Raw genomic sequence first — 20,220 nt, forward strand, 5'->3', positions numbered from 1 at the left:
TGGTCACGGGAGAGAGCTTTCTGATCGGAGCGACGGGAGACGAGGCGTGCCCGACGTCATCCCGTGTTCTGAAGCCCGGCCGCGACCCCGCTGACGGAGAGGAGCAGCAGTCGACGCTGTTCGTCCTCCGAGCCCGAACCGTTCGCCTCGGCCGGGTCGCGCAGCGCGCGCAGGGCACGCAGCTGCAGGAGCGACAGGGCGTCGACGTAGGGTGTGCGCAGTTGCACGGCGCGCTGCAGGATCGGCTTGTTCTCGAGCAGTCCGACGCCGCCGGTGAGGCGGATGACCCACTCGCGGGTGAGGGCGAGCTCGTCGAGCACCAGGGACGCGAGGTCGTCGCGGTCGCCCAGGGCGAGGTACTCGCGGGCGATGCGCTCGTCGGTCTTGGCCAGGCTCATCGCCACGTTGTCGATCATGGTGCGCAGAAGCGGCCACTCGCCATACGCCTCGATCAGACGCTGCTCGTCGCCCACGGCGGCCAGTGCCGTGCCGAGACCGAACCAGCCGGCGAGGTTGATGCGGGCCTGCGTCCACGCGAACACCCACGGGATCGCGCGGAGGTCTTCGAGGGACTCGACCGAGAGGCCGCGACGAGCGGGGCGCGAGCCCAGCGCGAGCAGGCCGATCTCCTCCATCGGCGTCACGGTCGCGAACCAGGGCGCGAAACCCTCGGCCTTCACGAGCGAGAAGAAGCGCTCGCGCGACGAGGAGTCCATGACCGCGGCGATGTCCGCGAACCGCTCGGCCGCGTCACTCGTGCGCTTCTCGACCGTCGGCGAGGAGGCGAGCAGCGTCGCCGCGGCGACCTGGTCGATGTGACGCATCGCGATCGCGGGCTCGCCGTACCGCGCGAAGATGACCTCGCCCTGCTCGGTGAGCTTGAACCGGCCGTCGACCGAGTGCGGCGGCTGTGCGAGGATCGCGGAGTTCGCGGGGCCGCCGCCGCGCCCGAGGGCGCCGCCGCGCCCGTGGAACAGCGTGAGCTCGATGCCCGACTCCAACGCCCACTGCGCGATCTTCTCCTGCGCCTCGTACAGTGCGAGGTTCGCGGCGACGGGGCCGACGTCCTTCGACGAGTCGGAGTAGCCGAGCATGACCTCGAGGCGGTTGCCGGTCGCGGCCATGCGCTCGCGGAACTCCGGGAACTGCACGGCCTCGGCGAGGATGCCGGGGGCGGCCTGCAGGTCGGCGAAGGTCTCGAACAGCGGCACGACGTCGAGCACGGGGGCGTCGTCGCCCAGGGCGTGGCGGGCGAGAGCGTGCACGTTCGCGAGGTCGGACGCCGCCTGCGTGAACGACACGACGTAGCGGCCGGCCGCGCGCAGTCCGCGGTCGCGCTGGATCTCGGCGATCGCGCGGAAGACCTCGAGGACCTCTTCGGTCTGCGCGCTGAGCGACTCGCCGCCCTCGAGCTCGGCCAGGGCCTTGGCGTGCACCTGGGAGTGCTGGCGGACTTCGAGCTCGGTCAGGTGGAAGCCGTAGGTCTCGACCTGCCAGATCAGGTGCTGCACGCCGCCGAACGCGTGCCGGGTGGCGCCCGCCGCCACGAGCGAGGACTGTACGGCGCGCAGATCGGCGAGCAGCTCTTCGGGCGCGGCGTAGCGCTCGTCGTCGCCGCGGCGTGTGGCGCCGACGCGGTGCGCGAGCGCGACCACGACGCGGCGGTGCGGCTCGCCCGGCGAGCGGGCGCCCAGCTCTTCGGCCAGGCTCGGCTGCGCGGTCGCGAAGCGCTCCCAGAGAGCGATGACCTCGTCGCTCGGCGGTGTGCCCTCGGCATCCAGGGTGAGGGTGCGTCCGATCCGCTCGAGGGCGCGCTCCAGCCCGCGCAGCACGTGATCGGAGGCGATCTGCGAGGCCTCACGGGTGACGGATGCCGTGACGAACGGGTTGCCGTCGCGGTCGCCGCCGACCCAGGAGCCGATCCGCACGAACGCGGGCACGACCGGAGCGCTCGCGCCGGAGTCCTCGCCGCGCAGCGCGTCGTCGATGCGGCGGTACACGTGCGGCACGGTGGTGAACAGCGTCTCGTCGAACACGCTCATGACCGTGCGCACCTCGTCGGTGGGCGAGGGCTTCTGGGCGCGCAGGGGAGCGGTGCGCCACAGCGTGTCGATCTCCTCGAGCATGCGGCGACGCGCGCGGTGCTGCTCGGCTCCGCCGTCGCTCGCGGCGTCGTGCTGAGTGAGCAGCTCCGACAGCCGGCGGATGCTCGACGACACCGCGCGGCGACGCGCCTCGGTCGGGTGCGCCGTGAACACCGGGTGGAACCGCAGTCCCTCGAGGCGGCGCCGGGCCTCGTCGTCGCCGATCTCGGACTTCAGTCGAGCGTACGCGGACGCCACGGTGTCGGCGGCGTCCTCCCGGCCCGGCTGCCCGGCGCGCTCGCGCAGCACGCGCACACGCTGGTGCTCCTCGGCGAGGTTCACCAGGTGGAAGTAGCAGGTGAACGCCCTGGCCACCTCGTCGGCACGCTCGATGCTGAACGACTCGGCGATCGCGGCAGCACGCTCGAACGCGTCGGAGGTCTCCTCGTCGTACGCCTGGATCGTGGCGAGCCGCAGTCGCTCGACATCGGCGAACAGGTCGTCGCCGCCGGCTTCGCGCAGCACCTGCCCGAGGAGCCCGCCGAGCATCCTCACATCCGAGCGCATGGCGTCGGGGATGCCGCGCCCCGCTTCGAATCGGCCGATGATGCGGATGGCCGAGGTATCGGTGGGCTCGGGAAAACTCTGTGCGGGGGTCACGCTTCGAGAGTATCCCTGTCTAGCGGGGTGCCCTGCACGCATGACGGCCGAAGACGTCGCCCGTGCGGGAGGCGGGTCCTAGCATGGAGGCGATGCGCATCTCGGCGAACCCCCTCCGCGGCCAGCAGTTCCCTGCCGTGCTCCTGCTCGTCGCTGCGGCGCTGGGCCTCCTCCTCGCGAACCTCCCGAGCCACGACGCGATCGCCGCCGTGCTCGACCTCCATCTCGCGGTGCCTTTCACGGCGCTCGACCTGTCGATCGCGCACTGGATCTCCGACGGCCTGCTCGCGGTGTTCTTCCTCGTCGTCGCCATCGAGCTGCGGCACGAGCTCACGCACGGCGAGCTCGATTCCGTCCGCAAGGCCCTGCAGCCGGCGATCGCGGCGACGGGAGGCGTGCTGGTGCCGATCGGCGTGTACCTGCTGATCGCCGGCGGGGAGCGCACGGCCACCGGATGGCCCATCCCGACGGCGACCGACATCGCCTTCGCGCTCGGCGTGCTCGCCATGTTCGGGCGTGGATTGCCCTCGACGGTGCGCGTCTTCCTGCTCGCGCTGGCGATCCTCGACGACATCATCGGCATCGTCTTCATCGCGGTGCTGTTCGCCCACGACGTGCAGTGGCTCCTGCTCGGATTCGCGCTCGTCGCCGTCGCCGTGTTCTGGCTGCTCAGCCGCGCGCTGCACGCCACGGGACACACGGCGGTCGCCATCGCCATGGTCGTCGTCGGCGTCGCGGCCTGGGGACTCGTCGCGTCCTCCGGCATCCATGCGACGATCGCGGGCGTGCTGCTCGGCCTCGTCATGGCGCCCGCGCCCGCCGCACGCGTACGGCACTCCCTCGAGCCCGTCGTGAACGGCGGGATCCTGCCCCTGTTCGCCTTCGCCGCTGCCTTCGTGGTGATCCCCGCCGTGTCGCCCACCGCGTTGTCGCCCGCGTTCTGGGGCATCGCGGTCGCGCTGCCGGTCGGCAAGATCGTCGGCATCGGCCTGTTCGGATGGCTCGCGATGCGCATCCGTCCGCGGGGCGCTGAGCCCGCTCTGCCGTTCCCGGACATCCTCGCGGCCGGGGCCCTGGGAGGCATCGGGTTCACGGTGTCTCTGCTGCTGGCGAACCTCGCGTTCGCCGGGGATGCCGAGATCCGCGACCAGGCGATCCTCGGGGTGCTCGTCGGTTCGTGCGCGGCGCTCGTGCTGTCGGGCGTCGTCGTGTCGGCTCGCGCGCGCTGGTACCGCGCCATGTCGATGGCGGCATCATGACCATGATCAGAGCGGAGGACCGATCGTGACGAGCGAACAGCATGCGATGCCGGATGGCGGCGAGGCGCCGAAGGCGGGCGTCGATCCGCTGCGTGCGGCGGCCGACACGATGCGGATGGTGCGTGAGCACTGCGTGTGGTCGCAGCGCATCACGCATCGCGACCTCGTGCCGTATCTGATCGAGGAGTCCCACGAGGTCATCGAGGCCGTCGAGGTCGGCACCCGCGCCGACCTGCGCGAGGAGCTCGGCGACCTGCTCTGGCAGGTGCTGTTCCACGCGGCCATCGCGGCGCAGGATCCCGACGACCCCTTCGACATCGACGACGTGGCGGAGACGCTCACCGAGAAGATGGTGCGGCGGCATCCGCACGTGTTCGACGGCGAGGTCGCGACCACGTCGGAAGAGGTGCTCGTGCACTGGAACGCCGCGAAGGCGGCTGAGAAGCGCACGAGGGACAGCGTGCTCGACGGGATCCCGCGGGGGATGCCGGCACTCGCCCTGGCGCAGAAGATCGCGGGCCGGGCGGAGGGCGTCGGCGTCGTCGTGCCGTCGGCGGACGGCCCGGCATCCGAGGCCGAACTCGGCGACGCCCTGCTGGCTCTCGTCGCGACGGCCAGGGCTCGCGGCTGGGATGCCGAACGCGCGCTGCGCGAGAGACTGCACGGCCTCGAGGGCGCGGTGCGCGCGGCGGAGGACGCGGGCTGAACCACGGCACCCCCGGTCGACCTGGAAAGATGGGGGAGTGGCTACTGTGAACCCGCCGCGCGGAATGCGCGACATCCTCCCCGCCGACAAGGCCCGCCGTGAGGGCGTGCTCTCCGTCATCCGCGCCCGTTACCGTGCGCACGGCTTCGACGAGATCGAGACCCCGGCGCTCGAGGAGTACTCGCGTCTGCACGCCGGCATCGGCGGCGACAACGAGAAGCTCGCGTACAACGTGCTGCGCCGCGGCCTCGACGCCGACGCGATCCGCACTGCGGCCGACGACCAGGCGGCGCTCGCCGACCTCGGTCTGCGCTACGACCTGACGGTGCCGCTCGCACGCTTCTACGCGAGCAACCGCGGCCAGCTGCCCGGTGTGTTCCGCGCGATCCAGATCGGTCCGGTCTGGCGTGCCGAGCGCCCGCAGAAGGGTCGGTACCGCCAGTTCGTGCAGTGCGACATCGACATCATCGGCGACGACTCCGCACGCGCAGAGGCCGAGCTGATGGTCGCTTCGCTCGACGCGGTCGACGCGCTGGGCCTCGACGGCGCGACCGTGCGCATCAACGACCGCCGCGCACTGGACTGGATGCTCGACAGCTTCGGCTTCACGTCCGATGAGCGCCCCGGTGTGCTCATCACGATCGACAAGCTCGACAAGATCGGACCCGACGGCGTCGCGGCCGAGCTGCGCGAGCGGGGAGCGGCAGCATCCGCGGTCGACGCCTTCGAGGCCTTCCTCCGTCGCCCGCAGACCATGGAGTACAACGCCTACGGCGAGCGGCAGATCCGCAAGGCGCTGCCCGACGGCGCGCCCGACGAGATCGTCTCGCACCTCGTCGGCATCGGCGACGCGGTCGCTGCGGGGCGCGACAGCGCCGACATCCCGCTCGTCTTCGACCCGTTCCTCGTGCGCGGCATGGGGTACTACACGGGCACGATCTTCGAGCTCGCACACCCCTCGGTCGGCTACTCGCTCGGCGGCGGAGGGCGCTACGACGGCATGATCGGGCGCTTCCTCGGGCAGCCGGTACCGGCCGTGGGCTTCTCGCTCGGGTTCGAGCGCCTCGTCGAGCTGATCTCCTCGGCCGCGGACGCCGGGGAGCGCGCCGTCGTGCTCGTGCACGACGACGACGTCCCCGTCGCGGAGCTCGTGACGCACAAGGCGGCACTGGTCGCGGCGGGCGCCCGCGTGCGCCTCGAGCGCCGCACCAAGAACCTCAAGGCGCTGCTCGAGCGCTCGGCCGCCGACGGCTACACCGAGTTCGCGACGGTCGCCGCGGGTGCGGCGGCGCTGGAGCTCAAGCCGCTGTCCTGAGCCCGAACACGCTCCGGATGCACGTCGTGCCGCGTGATCCGCGCACCACCGGCACGACGTGCGACGGGAACGGAGCCGTGGCGGCTCCGCGGATGCCGTTCACGCGGCGTTCACGGCGGTGAGGTCGAATCGGGACATGCGTCGCCCGCACCTCGTCGTCCTCGCCGGGATCGGCGCCGCGGCCGCGACCGTCGTGTTCGGCGCTCGCACCGTGCTCACCCGCCAGGCGGCCATCGCGCGCCGTCGCATCGGCAAGCCGCTCGGCGAGGAGTCGATCGACGCCGACCGCGTCTGGCGGCGCGCGCTCGAGGGCGAGCCGCTCGAGCTGCTGGTGCTCGGCGACTCCCTCGCGGCGGGACTCGGCGCCGAACGGCGCAAGGAGACGCTCGGCGGCCGGCTCGCGAAAGGTCTCGGCAGACGGCTCCATCGTCCCGTGCGACTGCGCACCGGTGCCGTGGTCGGATCGGAGTCGCCCGACCTCGACGACCAGCTCGCGCTGCTGCCCGCCGCGTACACGCCCGATGTCGCGGTCATCGTGGTCGGCGGCAACGACGTGACGCACCGCCTGCCGGTGTCGACCTCGACGCGGCATCTGCGCCGGGCGATCGACGATCTGCGCGCACGCGGCGCCGAGGTCGTCGTCGGCACATGCCCTGATCTCGGCGCGCTGCGCCCCGTGCCCCAGCCGCTGCGTCGACTCATCTCGAGCGTGTCGCGCCGGCTGGCCGAGGCGCAGACCGAGACCGCGAGGGACGCCGGCGCGGTACCGGTCGACCTGCGTCGTGCGGTCGGTCCGATGTTCTTCGATGACCCCGAGGCGATGTTCAGCCTCGATCGTTTCCATCCGAGTCCGCTCGGCTACCGCCGCACCGCCGAGGCGCTGCTGCCCGCTGTGCTCACGGCGTCGGAGATCGCGCTCGGTTCGCGGCGGTGAGCGCGTCGGGCCGGTGCGCGCCGGCCCGCGACGTGCTCAGTGCGGGCGCGACGTGCTCAGTGCGGGCGCGACAGCCGCACTCGCACCGCGCGGTAGAGCACGCCCGCGAGCACGATCCCGGTACCGACGATCGAGGCGAGCACCGGCAGCGTGTTCACGAGCAGCAGGCAGCCCAGAGCGCCGATCACCTGCACGACGCGCGGGTACCTCCGTGCAGCGCCGGTCTGACGGAAGGCCGCCGCGTTCGCGATGAGGTAGTACAGCAGCACCCCGAACGACGAGAACCCGATCGCATCGCGCAGGTCGGCCACGAGGACGATGCCGATCACGATGAGGCCGATGGCGACCTCTGCATGTTGCGGGACCTGCCGACGTCCGTCCACGCGGGCCAGGACGCGGGGGAGGTCGGATTCGCGGGCCATCGCGAGCGTCGTGCGGCCGATGCCCGTGAGCAGCGCGAGCAGGGCACCGAGGGAGGCGGCCGCGGCGGCCACGCGCACGATCGGCACACAGGCCGTCCGGCCCGAGGCCGTGAGCGCGTCGGCGAGCGGGGTCGCGGTCGTCGCGGCATCCGCTCCGAGCGTGAGCACGACCGTGATCGCGACGACGGAGTACACGACGACGGCGCCGGAGAGCGCGAGCACGATCGCCCGCGGGATGGTGCGCGCCGGGTCGACGACCTCCTCGCCCATGGTCGCGATGCGCGCGTACCCGGCGAAGGCGAAGAACAGCAGACCCGCTCCCTGGAGCACGCCGTACGCCGTGGCGTCGGGGAGGGGCGGGGGAGCGGCGGCTGATGCCCCACCCAGGCCGAGCGCCACGACGACCGCGAGTCCGAGCAGCGAGCACGTCACGAGGATGCGGGTGAGCAGCGCCGTGCGCGTCACGCCCAGGCAGTTCACGATCGTCATCGCGGCGACGGCTGCCACGGCCGCGGGGATGCGCCACGGCTCGGGCACGGCGTACGCCGCGAAGGTCATCGCCATCGCCGCGCAGCTCGCGATCTTTCCGATCACGAAGCTCCATCCGGCGATGAACCCCCACCAGGGCCCGATCTCGGCGCGCGCGTACGTGTACGTCCCGCCGGCCACGGGATGCGCGGCGGCGAGCTGCGCGGACGACGTCGCGTTGCAGTAGGCGACGACCGCGGCGATCGCGAGGGCGATGAGGAGGCCGCTGCCGGCGACGCCGATCGCGGGGGCCCACACCGCGAACACGCCGGCGCCGATCATCGACCCGAGGCCGATCGCGACGGCGTCGACGAGCGTCAGGCGGCGGGCGAGAGGCATGCCGCCATCGTGGCATGCACCGGTGAACGAGCGGTGCCGGCGGAACCCGGGTCGGCTCAGCCGCGGGCGGCGGTGACGCGCTTCTTCTCGCGCACGTACACCTCGCGACGCACACGGGCGACGACATCGCCCCGCGCGTCGGTGATCTCGGTCTCGAACCACTCGAGCACCTTGGCGCCTCCGCGGGCGCGCTCGCGCAGTTCCTCGACCTTCTCTCGCGAGACGTCGAACTCCGCGGTGAGCACGCCGCGCCCCGGCTTGACGAACTCGATCTCGCCGCGGGTGTCCCAGACGACGTGGTCGCGTCCGAGCTGATGCATCACGAGCATGAAGAAGTACGGGTCCGTCATGGCCGACATCGAGCCGCCGAAGGCCGTCTTGACGTAGTTGCGCGTGAACACGTTGACGTGCAGCTCGACGGTCGCGTGCGTCCAGTCGTCGCTGAACCGCCGGATGCGGATGCCGCTGAAGAGGTTCGGGATCCACAGGCTCATGCCGATCGCGAGGCGGCGGGGTGTCATGCGCATGAGGTCAGTGTGGAACAGGCTGCGGCGCGACGGAATTCCTCTGGAGGTTGTCACAGTTGTTATAGTTGTCATAGAATTACTCATGCATTGAGGGAAGGTGATGCGGATGCTCATCAGGGTCGACCCCGACAGCCCCCAGCCCCTGTACGACCAGGTGGCGGCCTCGATCCGCGCCGACCTCCTGGCCGGCGCCCTCGTGCCCGGCGACCGGCTTCCGTCCGCGCGCGACGTGGCCGCCGCGCTCCTGATCAATCAGCACACGGTGCTGCACGCCTACCAGCGGCTGCGCGACGAGGGCCTCATCGACCTGCGCCGTGGGCGCGGCGCGGTGATCTCCGCCTCCGCGGCGCCGCTCGCCGAGCTCGCGCACGCGATCGACGCCCTGGTGAGCCGGGCCGCCGATCTCGGCGTTCCCGCATCGACCCTCGCGGGGGTCGTGCGCTCCCACCGTGCCGCTGACCCTGCGGCATCCGACCCGGCCCGTCCGTCCGAGGAGGCGACGCCATGACCGATACGAACCGCACCACCCGGCCGCGACTGCGGCGGGCGCGCCTGATGTTCGTCGTCGTCGCGCTCGTCGTACCGCTCGTCGTCACCGGGATCGCCGCGATCGTGCTCGCGGGCTGGTTGCCGTCGGTGCCCGAACCGGTCATCACCCACTGGGGGATCGACGGCGCCGACGGATTCGGTCCGGCCTCCACCTATCTCTGGCTGCTCCTGGGCGTCGGCCTCGGCCTTCCCGTGCTCATGGCGATCACGACCCTGGTCGCGGTCGGCGCGCACTGGGGCGGAGCGGCACGGCTGATGGGCGCGCTCGCCGCGGGGATGTCGCTGTTCGCCGCGACGACGAGTCTGGGCTCGCTCGCGATCCAACGGGATCCGACCGCCGAGGCGCCGGGCGTCGGCGCGGTCCTCGCGGCAGCGTTCGCCGTTCTGCTCGGCGGGGGAGCCCTCGCGTGGTTCGTGCAGCCGCGCATCCGCCCTGAACAGGGCCGCACACTGGCGCCACGTCGCGCTGTGGAGGTCGGCCACGGCGAGCGCGTGGTCTGGCTCGCGACGGTCACGATGCCGTTCGGGGCTCTCGCGTTCCTGCTGCTGGTGCTCACGGGACTCGCGGCCCTCGCTGTGTACATGCTGATCGCCGGCGTCACGGGCGCCGGGATCGTGGCGCTGGTCGTGCTGATCGTCGGAGCGGCGATCGCCGCGACCACCTCCTACCGTGTGAGCGTGACGCCGGAGGGGTTCTCCGCGCGGGCGCTGCTCGGTCGCCCGCGGGTGGAGATCCCGGTCTCCGAGGTCACCGCCGTGCGCGCGGTCGACGTCTCTCCCTTCGGCGAGTTCGGCGGCTGGGGGTGGCGGATCTCCGTCGACGGCCGTACCGGCATCGTGATGCGTCGCGGCCCGGCGGTCGAGGTGTCGCGCCGTGATCGCAGGCCCTTCCTCGTCACGATCGACGGTGCCGAGGAGGCCGCTGCGCTCCTGCAGGCGTATCTCGACGAGCGTCCGCGCTGATCGGGACTATGCCCGGCCTTGACCCTCGCGGATGAGCGGGGTTGGCTGAGGGCATGGACTCCACCGCTGCAGCCTGGTCGAACGCCGACGCCTACCTCTCCGACCTGCTGGTCGGTCACGATCCCGACCTCGAGGCGGCGCTGCGGGCCCAGCGCGCGGCCGGGCTGCCCGACATCGAGGTCGCACCCGTGGGCGGCAAGCTGCTGAACCTGCTCGCCCGCATCAGCGGGGCTCGACGCGTGCTCGAGATCGGCACGCTCGGCGGCTACTCGACGATCTGGCTCGCACGCGCGGTCGGCCCCGACGGACGCGTCGTCACGGTCGAGGCGGAGGCCGACAACGCCGCCGTCGCCCGCGCCAGCATCGACGCGGCGGGCGTCGGCGACCGGGTCGACATCCGCATCGGACGCGGCGTCGACGTGCTGCCCACCCTCGTCGGCGGCTTCGACCTGGTGTTCATCGACGCCGACAAGGAGTCCAACACGATCTACCTCGACTGGGCCGCGAAGCTCGGGCATCCCGGCACCGTGGTCGTGCTCGACAACATCGGACGCGAGGGCGAGATCGTGCGCGAGGACTCGACGGATCCGAAGGTCGTCGGCACCCGCGAGGGGCTGCGGATGCTGGGGGAGGACCTCCGCTTCGACGCCACAGCGCTGCAGACCGTGGGCGTCAAGGGATGGGACGGCGTCGCGATCGCGGTCGTCGTCTGATGCGCGGATCCACCTCGGACGCCGCGCGACGGCGGGCTAGACTGGGCGCGGATCGACGACGCTCCACACACCCTTTTCTCTGAGCAAGGAGCACATCAGTGGCACTGATCGAGGCTGTAGGCGCACGCGAGATTCTCGACTCGCGCGGAAACCCGACCGTCGAGGTGGAGGTGCTCCTCGATGACGGCGTGGTCCAGCGGGCGGCCGTCCCCTCCGGTGCATCCACCGGTGCGTTCGAGGCGTACGAGCTCCGCGACGGCGACAAGAGCCGCTACGGCGGAAAGGGCGTCCTGAAGGCCGTCGAGGCCGTGATCGACGAGCTCGGCCCGGCCCTCGAGGGCGTCGAGGCGAGCGAGCAGCGCATCGTCGACGAGATCCTCATCGAGACCGACGGCACCGAGAACAAGCAGCGCACCGGCGCGAACGCGATCCTCGGCGTGAGCCTCGCTGTGGCCAAGGCCGCGGCCGACTCCGCCGACCTGCCGCTCTTCCGCTACCTCGGCGGTCCCAACGCCCACGTGCTGCCCGTCCCGCTGTTCAACGTCATCAACGGCGGCGAGCACGCCGACAACGGCATCGACATGCAGGAGTTCTTCCTCGCGCCGATCGGCGCGGAGACCTACTCCGAGTCGCTCCGCTGGGGCGTCGAGACCTACCACGTGCTGCGCAGCGAACTGAAGGCCGCGGGCTACGCGACCGGCCTCGGCGACGAGGGCGGCTTCGCCCCCGACCTGCCCAGCAACCGCGAGGGCCTCGACTTCCTCGTCAAGGCGATCGAGAAGGCGGGCTTCACGCCCGGCACCGACATCGCGCTCGGCCTCGACGTCGCCGCCACGGAGTTCTTCTCCGACGGCGTGTACCGCCTCGACAACAAGGACTGGACCGGCCCCGAGCTGATCGAGTACTACCAGGGCCTGGTGAACGACTTCCCGATCGTCACGATCGAGGACGCGCTCGCCGAGGACGACTGGGACAACTGGAAGCTGCTCACCGACGCGCTCGGCTCGAAGGTGCAGCTCGTCGGCGACGACCTGTTCGTCACGAACCCGAGCCGCCTCGCCGACGGCATCTCGCGCGGTGTCGCGAACTCGCTGCTCGTCAAGGTCAACCAGATCGGCACGCTCACCGAGACGTTCGACGCGGTCAGCCTCGCCCAGCGCTCGGGCTACACGGCCATGCTGTCGCACCGTTCGGGCGAGACCGAGGACACCACGATCGCCGACCTCGTGGTCGCCACGAACGCGGGTCAGATCAAGGCGGGTGCGCCTGCCCGCAGCGAGCGCGTCGCGAAGTACAATCAGCTTCTGCGCATCGAGGAGGAGCTGGGCGACGCCGCGGTGTTCGCCGGCCGCTCCGCCTTCCCCCGCTACCAGGGCTGAGCGCAGCTGACGACGATTCACCGGACCCCCTGAGGTCCGAACCCCGGAGGAGGAGCCGTGGCACGACGACCGGCTCCTCCTTCGGCGTCTCCGCGCGGGACGCGCACGACGACGCCCGCTGAATCGGCCCGGACGCCGCGGTCATCCAGAACACGCGCAGACGCCGTGGAGCGCCGCGTCGACGTGCGGGAGTGGGCGTCCGGCATCAGACTGTCGGCGTTCTCGGTGATCATGCTCTCGCTCGTGGTGCTCGGCGCCTGGGTGCTCGTGCCGACGCTCGGCACCTACATCGACCAGCGCCAGAAGATCGCGGCGCTCGAGCAGTCGATCCAGGTCTCGGAGGAGCAGATCGCCGACCTCGAGAAGGAGCGTGCGCGCTGGGACGACCCCGCGTACATCACCACGCAGGCGCGGGAACGGCTGTACTACGTCAAGCCCGGCGAGGTCGTGTTCCTGGTCGACAACGACCTCGACCCGGCTGCGCTCCCGCAGGAGCAGGGCCCGGTCAGCGACACGCTCGAGGAGACGCCGACGGACTGGATGCCGCAGCTGCTGCGCAGCCTGACCTCGGCGGGACTCAGCGACACGGCGGTCGTCGGGCGCTGAGGCCCTGGAGAGTGCCGCCGCGGGGCGTTCTCGGAGCATCCGCGCCGCACGCTCCCGTACGCTTGTGTGGTGACCACGCCGCCCTATCCCGCACCCACGCCCGCCGAGCTCGCCGTGGTGTCGGCCCAGCTGGGTCGACCGGCGCGCGGCGTCGTCGGCATCGCGGCGCGGTGCGCCTGCGGAAACCCGACCGTGGTCGCCACGACCCCGCGTCTTCCCGACGGCACGCCCTTTCCCACGTTCTACTACCTCACGCACCCGGCTGCGACCGCGGCGATGTCGACGCTCGAGGCCACGCAGGTCATGCCCGAGCTCGCCGCGCTCCTGACGGATGACGACGATGTGGCCGCCGGCTACCGGGCGGCGCACGAGGCCTATCTCGCCGATCGGGCGCAGTTCGGCGAGGTCCCCGAGATCGACGGGATCTCGGCCGGGGGGATGCCGACGCGCGTCAAGTGCCTCCACGCTCTCGCCGGACACGCCCTCGCGGCCGGTCCCGGCGTGAACCCGATCGGCGACGAGGCGCTCGCGCGCTCCGCGTGGTCTCCCGACGTGTGCCGGTGCGACGACCCCGGCGCGGCCGTGCGCGACGTCGAGGCCACCTCGTCATGAGTCCGCTGCGGATGCTGCGCAGCACCGTCGCCGCGGCGACGGTCGCGGCATCCATGCTGCTGCTGGGCGCGGCGACGCCGCCCCCGGTCGCCGACGATCCGCAGGATCCGACGCGAGCCGCGGAGTACTGGCTCGACGGTGCGCGCATCCGCGAGGCGTGGCAGACGACGCGCGGCGAGGGCGTGACCATCGCGGTGATCGACACCGGCATCGGCAAGGTGCCCGGCGTCTTCGACGAGGCGGTCGTCGGCGGCACCGACGTGTCCGGTGCGGGGACGTCCGACGGACGCACACCGCTCGGAGCCGTCGACGGCAACCACGGCTCCTGGGTCGCATCGCTCGCGGCCGGTCGCGGCGCGGCAGACGGCACCGGCATGATCGGCGTCGCACCGGAGGCGAACCTGCTGTCGATCTCCGTCGGCTTCGGGGCGGCCGCCGCCGTGCCGTTCACGGAGCAGGTCGCGAAGGCCATGCGCTGGGCGGTCGACAACGGCGCCGATGTCATCAACCTGTCGTTCACCACGAACACCCTCGACTGGGACCGCAGCTGGGACGACGCGTTCCTCTACGCGTTCGAGCACGACGTGGTCGTGGTGGTCGCGGCGGGCAACCGCGGGAGCGGCACGAACATGATCGGCGCTCCGGCCACGATCCCCGGCGTCCTCACGGTCGGCGGCGTCGACCAGACCGGCACGGCGAGCGTCGAGGCGTCGACCCAGGGCATCACGATCGGCATCTCTGCCCCGAGTGAAGGGTTGCTCGGCGTGTCGGCCGACGGCAAGGTCGTGTCGTGGAGCGGTACGAGCGGCGCCGCGCCGATCGTCGCGGGCATCGCCGCGCTCATCCGCTCGGCGCATCCCGGGATCGACGCCGCGAACGTCATCAACCGCATCATCAAGACGGCGATCCCCGTCGACTCGATGTCGGGGGTGCCCGATCCCCTGTACGGCTTCGGGCTCATCGACGCGCAGTCCGCGGTGACCGCCGACATACCGACCGTCGACGAGAACCCGATGGGCGACCTCGCGGAATGGGTGCGGCTGTACCGTCGTGCCGAGAGCGCGCCGCAACCGGAACCCACCGCCACGCCGGTCGAGATCTCGCCGCTGCCGGCGGCGGACGCCCCCACCGAACCCGGTTCCCCGCTGCTTCCCAGCGCTGATTCACTGCGCTACGGTACCCTGCCGCTCGTCGCACTCACAGTCCCTGGTATCCTGATAGCGCTTGGCGTCACCGCAGCCGCTCGGCGTATCCGATCGGCGCGCTCTCGCACGCCACATTCCTGACTCCCGAGGAGTTGTCCCCCTGTGCCTGAGAACAGCACTGTGCCCAAGATCCTGGTCGTCGGCGGAGGCTACGCCGGTTTCTACACGGCGTGGAAGCTCGAGAAGCACCTTCGCAAGGGCGAAGCAGAAGTCACCATGGTCGACCCGCTGCCGTACATGACGTACCAGCCGTTCCTCCCCGAGGTGGCCGCAGGCTCGATCGAGGCCCGCCACTCCGTGGTGGCGCACCGCCGTCACCTCAAGAGCACCAATGTGCTGACGGCCAAGGTCACGGGCATCAACCACGCCGACAAGGTCGCGACGATCACGCCGCCGCTCGGCGAGCCGTACGAGTTCGCGTACGACCAGATCGTCGTCACGGCCGGCGCCGTCTCCCGCACGTTCCCGATCCCGGGCATCGCCGACAACGCGATCGGCCTCAAGACGATCGAGGAGGCCGTCGCGATCCGCGACCGCCTGATGTCGAACTTCGACAAGGCCGCGTCGCTTCCGGCCGGTCCCGAGCGCGACCGTCTGCTGACGGTCGTCGTGGTCGGCGGCGGCTTCGCCGGCATCGAGGTCTTCGCCGAGCTCCGCTCGCTCGCGTCGTCGCTGGTGGGCAAGTACCCGCAGATCAGCTTCGAGGACACGCACTTCCACCTCATCGAGGCGATGGGCCGCATCATGCCCGAGGTCTCCCTGCAGACGAGCGAGTGGGTGCTGAAGGACCTCGCGAAGCGCGGCGCCAACGTGCACCTCGACACGCAGCTCACGAGCGCGGTCGACGGGAACGTCGAGCTCTCGACCGGCGAGGTCATCCCGACCGATCTGATCGTCTGGACCGCCGGTGTCATGGCCAACCCGACCGTCGTGCGCGGCGGCGACCTGCCTGTGGAGGAGCGCGGTCGCATCCAGACCCGCGCCGATCTGCGCGTCGGCACCCCCGAGGCGTTCGTCGAGGGCGCCTGGGCCGCCGGTGACGTCTCTGCCGTCCCCGACCTCTCGGGCGGCGGCGTCGGCGGCTTCTGCGTCCCGAACGCGCAGCACGCCGTGCGTCAGGCCAAGCTCCTCGCGAAGAACCTCGTCGCGGTCCTCCGTGGTGAGGACCCGAAGGAGTACTTCCACAAGAACCTCGGTGCCGTCGCGGGTCTCGGCCTGTACAACGGTGTGTTCCAGTCGGGCAAGATCGCCCTCAAGGGCTTCGTCGCCTGGGTCGCGCACCGCGGCTACCACGGCCTCGCGATGCCCACGTGGGAGCGCAAGTTCCGCGTCATCTGGGGCTGGTGGAACAACCTGTGGCTCGGCCGCGACCTCGTGAACCTCGAGACCGTGCAGAACCCGCGTTACGTGTTCGAGGAGTTCGCGGCGCGTCCGCGTCCGGCCGCCGATGCCCCGGCCCCGGCTGCCGCACCCGCCGCCAAGGCGGAGGCGCCGGTCAAGCCGGCCGCCAAGAAGCCCGCCGCGAAGAAGCCCGCTGCGAAGAAGCCCGCTGCCGAGAAGGCTGCATCGGAGAAGGCTCCGGCCGAGACCGCATCCGTCAAGTAAGCGATTCGCACGAACGCCCCGATTCCCCACGGAGTCGGGGCGTTCGTCGTTCTCGCACTCGTTTCATAGGCACGGTGGCTAGCGTGGGTTCTGCACGGGGAGTACTCCCAACCGCGGTGAGGTCGTCATTACGGACATGTCGTCATGTCCCGGCCCACCGGCCCGCGAGGGTGGAGGAGACCGGGCGTCCGCACTGATGCGGGCTGCCGCGAATCCTCGACCCGACGACCCGGCAGTCCGCTCCTCACCTGAAGGAGCCGCCACCATGGGAAAGCTCGACCGTCTCTTCGGAATGGCCGCGAAAGCCCTCGACCTCGACGGCGGGGAGCGCCGCGAGCAGCGCCCCGCCTCACCAGAGCGTTCGTCTCGCGTCTCCCCGACGCCGCGCACGCCCGCGGCCGGACCGCGGGATCCGTACTCCCCGCCGCCCGCGGCCGGACCGCGAGCGACACCGGCCGGATCGGATGCCGACCGCGCCGCGATCGCGCGCTACGACTACCTGCTGCAGACGGCCGATCCGCACCGCGTCGAGCAGATCCATCGCGAGGCGTTCGAGCGGCTGACGCCCGAGCAGCGGCGGCAGGTGCAGAGTCGCATGGACGCCGAGCTCGCACCGGGGGAGCGGCCCGCATCGTCGTCGGCGCAGGACCTGGCGCGCGCCGCAGGGCGCACCGAGGCGACGCGACCGGGAAGGATGCGCGGTCTGCTGTCTCGCGTCGGCGGGTTCGGCGCAGCGGGCGTGGTCGGCGGTGCGGCCGTCGGCGCCCTCGGGGTGGTCGCGATCGGAGCGGTGGGCAGCGCGGTCGCCGCACCGCTGCTCGAACAGGCGGCAGGTCTCGGAGTCGACTTCGACGCGCTCGCGCAGGGCGTCGACCTCGAGGGCATCGCCAACGGGTTGGGAGCGGAGGAGCTGACAGGGGCCGCCGAGGGACTCATGGGCTCGGCCGGAGAGACCGTGTCGGGTCTCGGCGACACCGCGAGCGAGTGGGGTCAGAAGCTGGGTGACCTCGGCATCCCCGGCATCGGAGACCTGTTCGGGCGCTGAACTCCGCTCGCGCGCTCGGGCGTGGGCGGGTGGTGGTGCCCCCGCTGGGACTCGAACCCAGACTGAAGCGATTTTAAGTCGCCTGCCTCTGCCATTGGGCTACGGGGGCACGACCGCCAGCCTACTGCCGCCGCGCCCTGCGACTCGGTGCCGCACACGGTGGATCCGAGTCCGGAGGTCGTAGGGTGGGGGAGTGCTCGACCTCACCGCCGACCTGAGCCCCGCATCCTCCCCCTCCATCGCGCCCGAGTGGGAGGATCCCGCACGCTATTGGCCGCGCCTCTCCGCCGCGACCGGACACCTCGCGGCGCCGGTCGCGGTCATCGACCGGGACGCCCTCCGACACAATGCGCTCGACCTGCTGGTACGGGCGGGGGGACTCCCGATCAGGGTCGCCTCGAAGTCGGTGCGGGTGCGCACCGTGCTCGATGCGGTGCTCGCGCTGCCCGGCTATCAGGGCATCCTCGCTTTCACGCTCGCGGAGGCGCTCTGGCTCGCCGAGACCCATGACGACATCGTCCTGGGATATCCGACCGTCGACCGCGGCGGACTCGCGCGGCTCTTCGCGTCGGAGGAGGCCGCTGCACGGATCACCCTCATGGTCGACGATCCCGCGCAGCTCGATCTCATCGACAGCGTCGCCGCCCCGGGGCGGCGCCCGGAGGTGAGGGTCGCGATCGACGCCGATGCGTCGCTGCGCTCCGCCGTCCTCGGACACATCGGCGTGCGACGCTCCGCGCTGTTCACGGCGGGCGAGGTCGCGGCCTTCGCGCGTCGTATCGTACGTCGCCCGGGATTCCGTCTCGTCGGACTGCAGATGTACGAGGCGCAGATCGCCGGACAGGGCGATGCCGCGGGACCCGACGCGCCCCTCATCCGCCTCGTGCAGGCGCAGTCGAGGTCCGAACTGCGGGATCGGCGGGCCGAGATCGTCGCGGCGCTGCGCGAGGTCGCGCACCTCGAGTTCCTGAACGGCGGCGGCACCGGGTCGCTCGAGTTCACCGGCAGCGACGAATCCCTCACCGAGGCCAGTGCGGGCAGCGGGCTGTTGGGCGGGCACCTGTTCGACGGGTACCGGTCGTTCCTGCCGGCTCCGGCCGCCGCCTTCGCGTTCGACGTCGTGCGGCGCCCGGCCCGTGACATCGCCACGGTTCTCGGCGGGGGATGGATCGCCTCGGGTCCGGCTCTCGCCTCGCGGCAGCCACGGCCCGTCTGGCCCGACGGCCTGCGCACGATGCCGCGGGAGGCTGCCGGCGAGGTGCAGACGCCGGTGCAGGGCCCCCGCGCGGAGCAGCTCGGCATCGGCGATCGCGTCTGGTTCCGCCATGCCAAGAGCGGCGAACCCGCCGAGCGCATCGAGCACTATCACCTGGTGTCGGGTGACGAGGTGGTCGACGAGCTGCCGACGTACCGCGGCGAAGGCAAGGCCTTCCTATGACGAGGATCGGCGGCACCTGGCAGAACTGGGGGCGGTCGGCGCAGGTCAAGCCCGTGCGCGTCGAGCGCCCGCGCACCCCCGAAGGCGTGCAACGTGCGGTGCGAGCCGCCGTCGCGCACACGCTGCCGATCAAGGCGGTCGGGGCGGGGCACAGCTTCACGGACATCGCGGTCGCTCCCGGTGTGCTGCTGGAGCTCGACGACCTGCAGGGGCTGGTGTCGGCCGACGCCTCGACGGGGCGCGCCACCTTCCTCGCGGGCACGAGACTGCACCGGATACCGAGACTGCTGGCTCCCCACGGCCTCGCCATGGAGAATCTCGGCGACATCGACCGGCAGTCGATCTCGGGCGCGATCTCGACCGGCACGCACGGCACCGGCGCGCGTTTCGGCGGTCTCGCCACACAGGTCGTGGGTCTCACGCTCGTCACGGCGACGGGCGAGTTCCTCCGCATCGACGAACAGCACGACCCCGAGATGCTCCCGGCCGCGGCGCTCGGGCTCGGTGCCCTCGGCATCATCGTCGAGGTGACGCTGCAGTGCGTGCCCGCATTCGTGCTGCAGGCCGTCGACGAGCCGGCGCCCCTCGACGAGGTCCTGGAGACTCTCGACGAGCGCGTCGCGGCATCCGACCACTTCGAGTTCTACTGGTTCCCGCACACCGAGGTCGCGCTCACGAAACGGCAGACGCGGATGCCGGAGTCGACGCGCCGCGAGCCCCTGCCGACCGTCGGCCGCTGGATCGACGAGACCCTCCTGTCGAACGGGCTCTATCGCGCGGTGTGCGCCACAGGTCGGATCGTGCCCGCGATCACGCCTCCGTTCAGTCGATTGGCCGTGAGGGTCACGGGAGACCGCCGCTACACCGATCTGTCGCACCGAGTGCTCACGCAGAGCCGTACCGTGCGGTTCCGCGAGATGGAGTACGCGCTCCCGGCCGAGAACGTCGTCCCGGCGTTCCGTGCGGTGCAGGCGCTGATCGCGGAACGCGGCTGGCGGATCGAGTTCCCGATCGAGGTGCGCTTCGCGGCCGCCGACGACCGCTGGCTGTCGACCGCGCACGGGCGCGCGAGCGGCTACATCGCGGTGCACCGCTACTGGCGGGCCGATCCGACCGCGTACTTCGATGCCGTCGAGCAGATCATGCGCGAGTACGACGGACGCCCGCACTGGGGCAAGTTGCACACCCTCACGGCCGAAGAGCTCAGGGGCGGCTATCCGCGGTTCGACGACTTCCTCGCCCTGCGCGACCGCCTCGACCCCGATCGGCTGTTCTCGAACCGCTACCTCGAGCGCGTGCTCGGGTCCTGACGCGGCGCGATTCGGCCGTGC

At 71.5% G+C, this 20,220-nt stretch carries 18 protein-coding genes and 1 tRNA gene; 15 read left to right on the top strand and 4 right to left on the bottom strand.

The features are described from left to right. Positions 1-56: 56 nt before the first annotated feature. Complete coding sequence (locus ACIPYT_RS09675) at positions 57-2,744, bottom strand: phosphoenolpyruvate carboxylase (protein WP_401073009.1); 2,688 nt, start codon at positions 2,742-2,744, stop codon at positions 57-59. A 92-nt stretch (positions 2,745-2,836) separates the two neighbouring features. Here ACIPYT_RS09675 and nhaA point away from each other — a divergent pair, with 92 nt between their 5' ends. From nhaA to ACIPYT_RS09695, 4 genes are all read left to right on the top strand, one after another. Then, positions 2,837-4,003: a Na+/H+ antiporter NhaA gene (gene nhaA / locus ACIPYT_RS09680; RefSeq protein ID WP_401073012.1), complete on the top strand. Its 1,167-nt coding sequence runs from the start codon at positions 2,837-2,839 to the stop codon at positions 4,001-4,003. A 46-nt stretch (positions 4,004-4,049) separates the two neighbouring features. Continuing rightward, positions 4,050-4,709: a MazG family protein gene (locus ACIPYT_RS09685; protein WP_401074789.1), complete on the top strand. Its 660-nt coding sequence runs from the start codon at positions 4,050-4,052 to the stop codon at positions 4,707-4,709. Between the two features lie 64 nt (positions 4,710-4,773). Further along, on the top strand, positions 4,774-6,024 hold the full coding sequence (hisS, locus tag ACIPYT_RS09690; RefSeq protein ID WP_401074792.1) for a histidine--tRNA ligase: 1,251 nt from the start codon (positions 4,774-4,776) through the stop codon (positions 6,022-6,024). Positions 6,025-6,160: 136 nt separating this feature from the next. Continuing rightward, a complete protein-coding gene (locus ACIPYT_RS09695) occupies positions 6,161-6,958 on the top strand; it encodes an SGNH/GDSL hydrolase family protein (RefSeq protein WP_401073015.1) in 798 nt (265 codons plus the stop codon). A 56-nt stretch (positions 6,959-7,014) separates the two neighbouring features. Here ACIPYT_RS09695 and ACIPYT_RS09700 read toward each other — a convergent pair whose 3' ends face one another. Both ACIPYT_RS09700 and ACIPYT_RS09705 read right to left on the bottom strand, forming a co-directional pair. After that, a complete protein-coding gene (locus ACIPYT_RS09700) occupies positions 7,015-8,247 on the bottom strand; it encodes an APC family permease (RefSeq protein ID WP_401073018.1) in 1,233 nt (410 codons plus the stop codon). 56 nt (positions 8,248-8,303) lie between these two features. Continuing rightward, positions 8,304-8,774 (bottom strand): DUF4442 domain-containing protein, encoded by a 471-nt coding sequence (locus ACIPYT_RS09705; protein ID WP_401073021.1) that lies wholly within the window; start codon positions 8,772-8,774, stop codon positions 8,304-8,306. A gap of 106 nt (positions 8,775-8,880) precedes the next feature. On the opposite strand from ACIPYT_RS09705, the gene ACIPYT_RS09710 reads away from it, so the two are divergent. The 9 genes from ACIPYT_RS09710 (at position 8,881) to ACIPYT_RS09750 (ending at position 17,451) form a co-directional block, all read left to right on the top strand. After that, positions 8,881-9,282: a GntR family transcriptional regulator gene (locus tag ACIPYT_RS09710; protein ID WP_401073023.1), complete on the top strand. Its 402-nt coding sequence runs from the start codon at positions 8,881-8,883 to the stop codon at positions 9,280-9,282. After that, on the top strand, positions 9,279-10,286 hold the full coding sequence (locus ACIPYT_RS09715; RefSeq protein WP_401073025.1) for a DUF1648 domain-containing protein: 1,008 nt from the start codon (positions 9,279-9,281) through the stop codon (positions 10,284-10,286). Before ACIPYT_RS09710 ends, ACIPYT_RS09715 begins: the two co-directional genes overlap by 4 nt. A gap of 53 nt (positions 10,287-10,339) precedes the next feature. After that, positions 10,340-10,999 (top strand): O-methyltransferase, encoded by a 660-nt coding sequence (locus ACIPYT_RS09720; RefSeq protein ID WP_401073028.1) that lies wholly within the window; start codon positions 10,340-10,342, stop codon positions 10,997-10,999. A gap of 98 nt (positions 11,000-11,097) precedes the next feature. Beyond that, entirely contained in the window at positions 11,098-12,378 is a 1,281-nt protein-coding gene (gene eno / locus ACIPYT_RS09725; protein WP_401073030.1) for a phosphopyruvate hydratase, read from the top strand. Between the two features lie 165 nt (positions 12,379-12,543). Continuing rightward, positions 12,544-12,984 (top strand): septum formation initiator family protein, encoded by a 441-nt coding sequence (locus ACIPYT_RS09730; RefSeq protein ID WP_401073033.1) that lies wholly within the window; start codon positions 12,544-12,546, stop codon positions 12,982-12,984. Between the two features lie 69 nt (positions 12,985-13,053). After that, positions 13,054-13,596 (top strand): DUF501 domain-containing protein, encoded by a 543-nt coding sequence (locus tag ACIPYT_RS09735; protein WP_401073035.1) that lies wholly within the window; start codon positions 13,054-13,056, stop codon positions 13,594-13,596. Further along, positions 13,593-14,882 (top strand): S8 family serine peptidase, encoded by a 1,290-nt coding sequence (locus tag ACIPYT_RS09740; protein WP_401073038.1) that lies wholly within the window; start codon positions 13,593-13,595, stop codon positions 14,880-14,882. The genes ACIPYT_RS09735 and ACIPYT_RS09740 overlap by 4 nt, the downstream gene beginning before the upstream one ends. A 39-nt stretch (positions 14,883-14,921) precedes the next feature. Continuing rightward, complete coding sequence (locus ACIPYT_RS09745; RefSeq protein WP_401074794.1) at positions 14,922-16,406, top strand: NAD(P)/FAD-dependent oxidoreductase; 1,485 nt, start codon at positions 14,922-14,924, stop codon at positions 16,404-16,406. 265 nt (positions 16,407-16,671) lie between these two features. Then, on the top strand, positions 16,672-17,451 hold the full coding sequence (locus ACIPYT_RS09750) for a cation-transporting ATPase (RefSeq protein WP_401073040.1): 780 nt from the start codon (positions 16,672-16,674) through the stop codon (positions 17,449-17,451). Positions 17,452-17,484: 33 nt separating this feature from the next. On the opposite strand, the gene ACIPYT_RS09755 is transcribed toward ACIPYT_RS09750, so the two are convergent. Then, a tRNA-Leu gene (locus ACIPYT_RS09755) sits at positions 17,485-17,560 on the bottom strand. An 84-nt stretch (positions 17,561-17,644) separates the two neighbouring features. Here ACIPYT_RS09755 and ACIPYT_RS09760 point away from each other — a divergent pair. Together ACIPYT_RS09760 and ACIPYT_RS09765 are read left to right on the top strand one after the other, a co-directional pair. Then, positions 17,645-18,889: an alanine racemase gene (locus ACIPYT_RS09760; RefSeq protein WP_401073043.1), complete on the top strand. Its 1,245-nt coding sequence runs from the start codon at positions 17,645-17,647 to the stop codon at positions 18,887-18,889. Continuing rightward, the gene (locus ACIPYT_RS09765; protein ID WP_401073047.1) at positions 18,886-20,199 is read left to right on the top strand and encodes a D-arabinono-1,4-lactone oxidase; all 1,314 of its coding nucleotides are present in this window, start codon (positions 18,886-18,888) and stop codon (positions 20,197-20,199) included. The genes ACIPYT_RS09760 and ACIPYT_RS09765 overlap by 4 nt, the downstream gene beginning before the upstream one ends. The last annotated feature ends 21 nt before the right edge of the window (positions 20,200-20,220 follow it).

The sequence above is a fragment of the Microbacterium sp. NPDC089695 genome (assembly GCF_044749085.1).
Classification (GTDB): Bacteria; Actinomycetota; Actinomycetes; order Actinomycetales; family Microbacteriaceae; genus Microbacterium.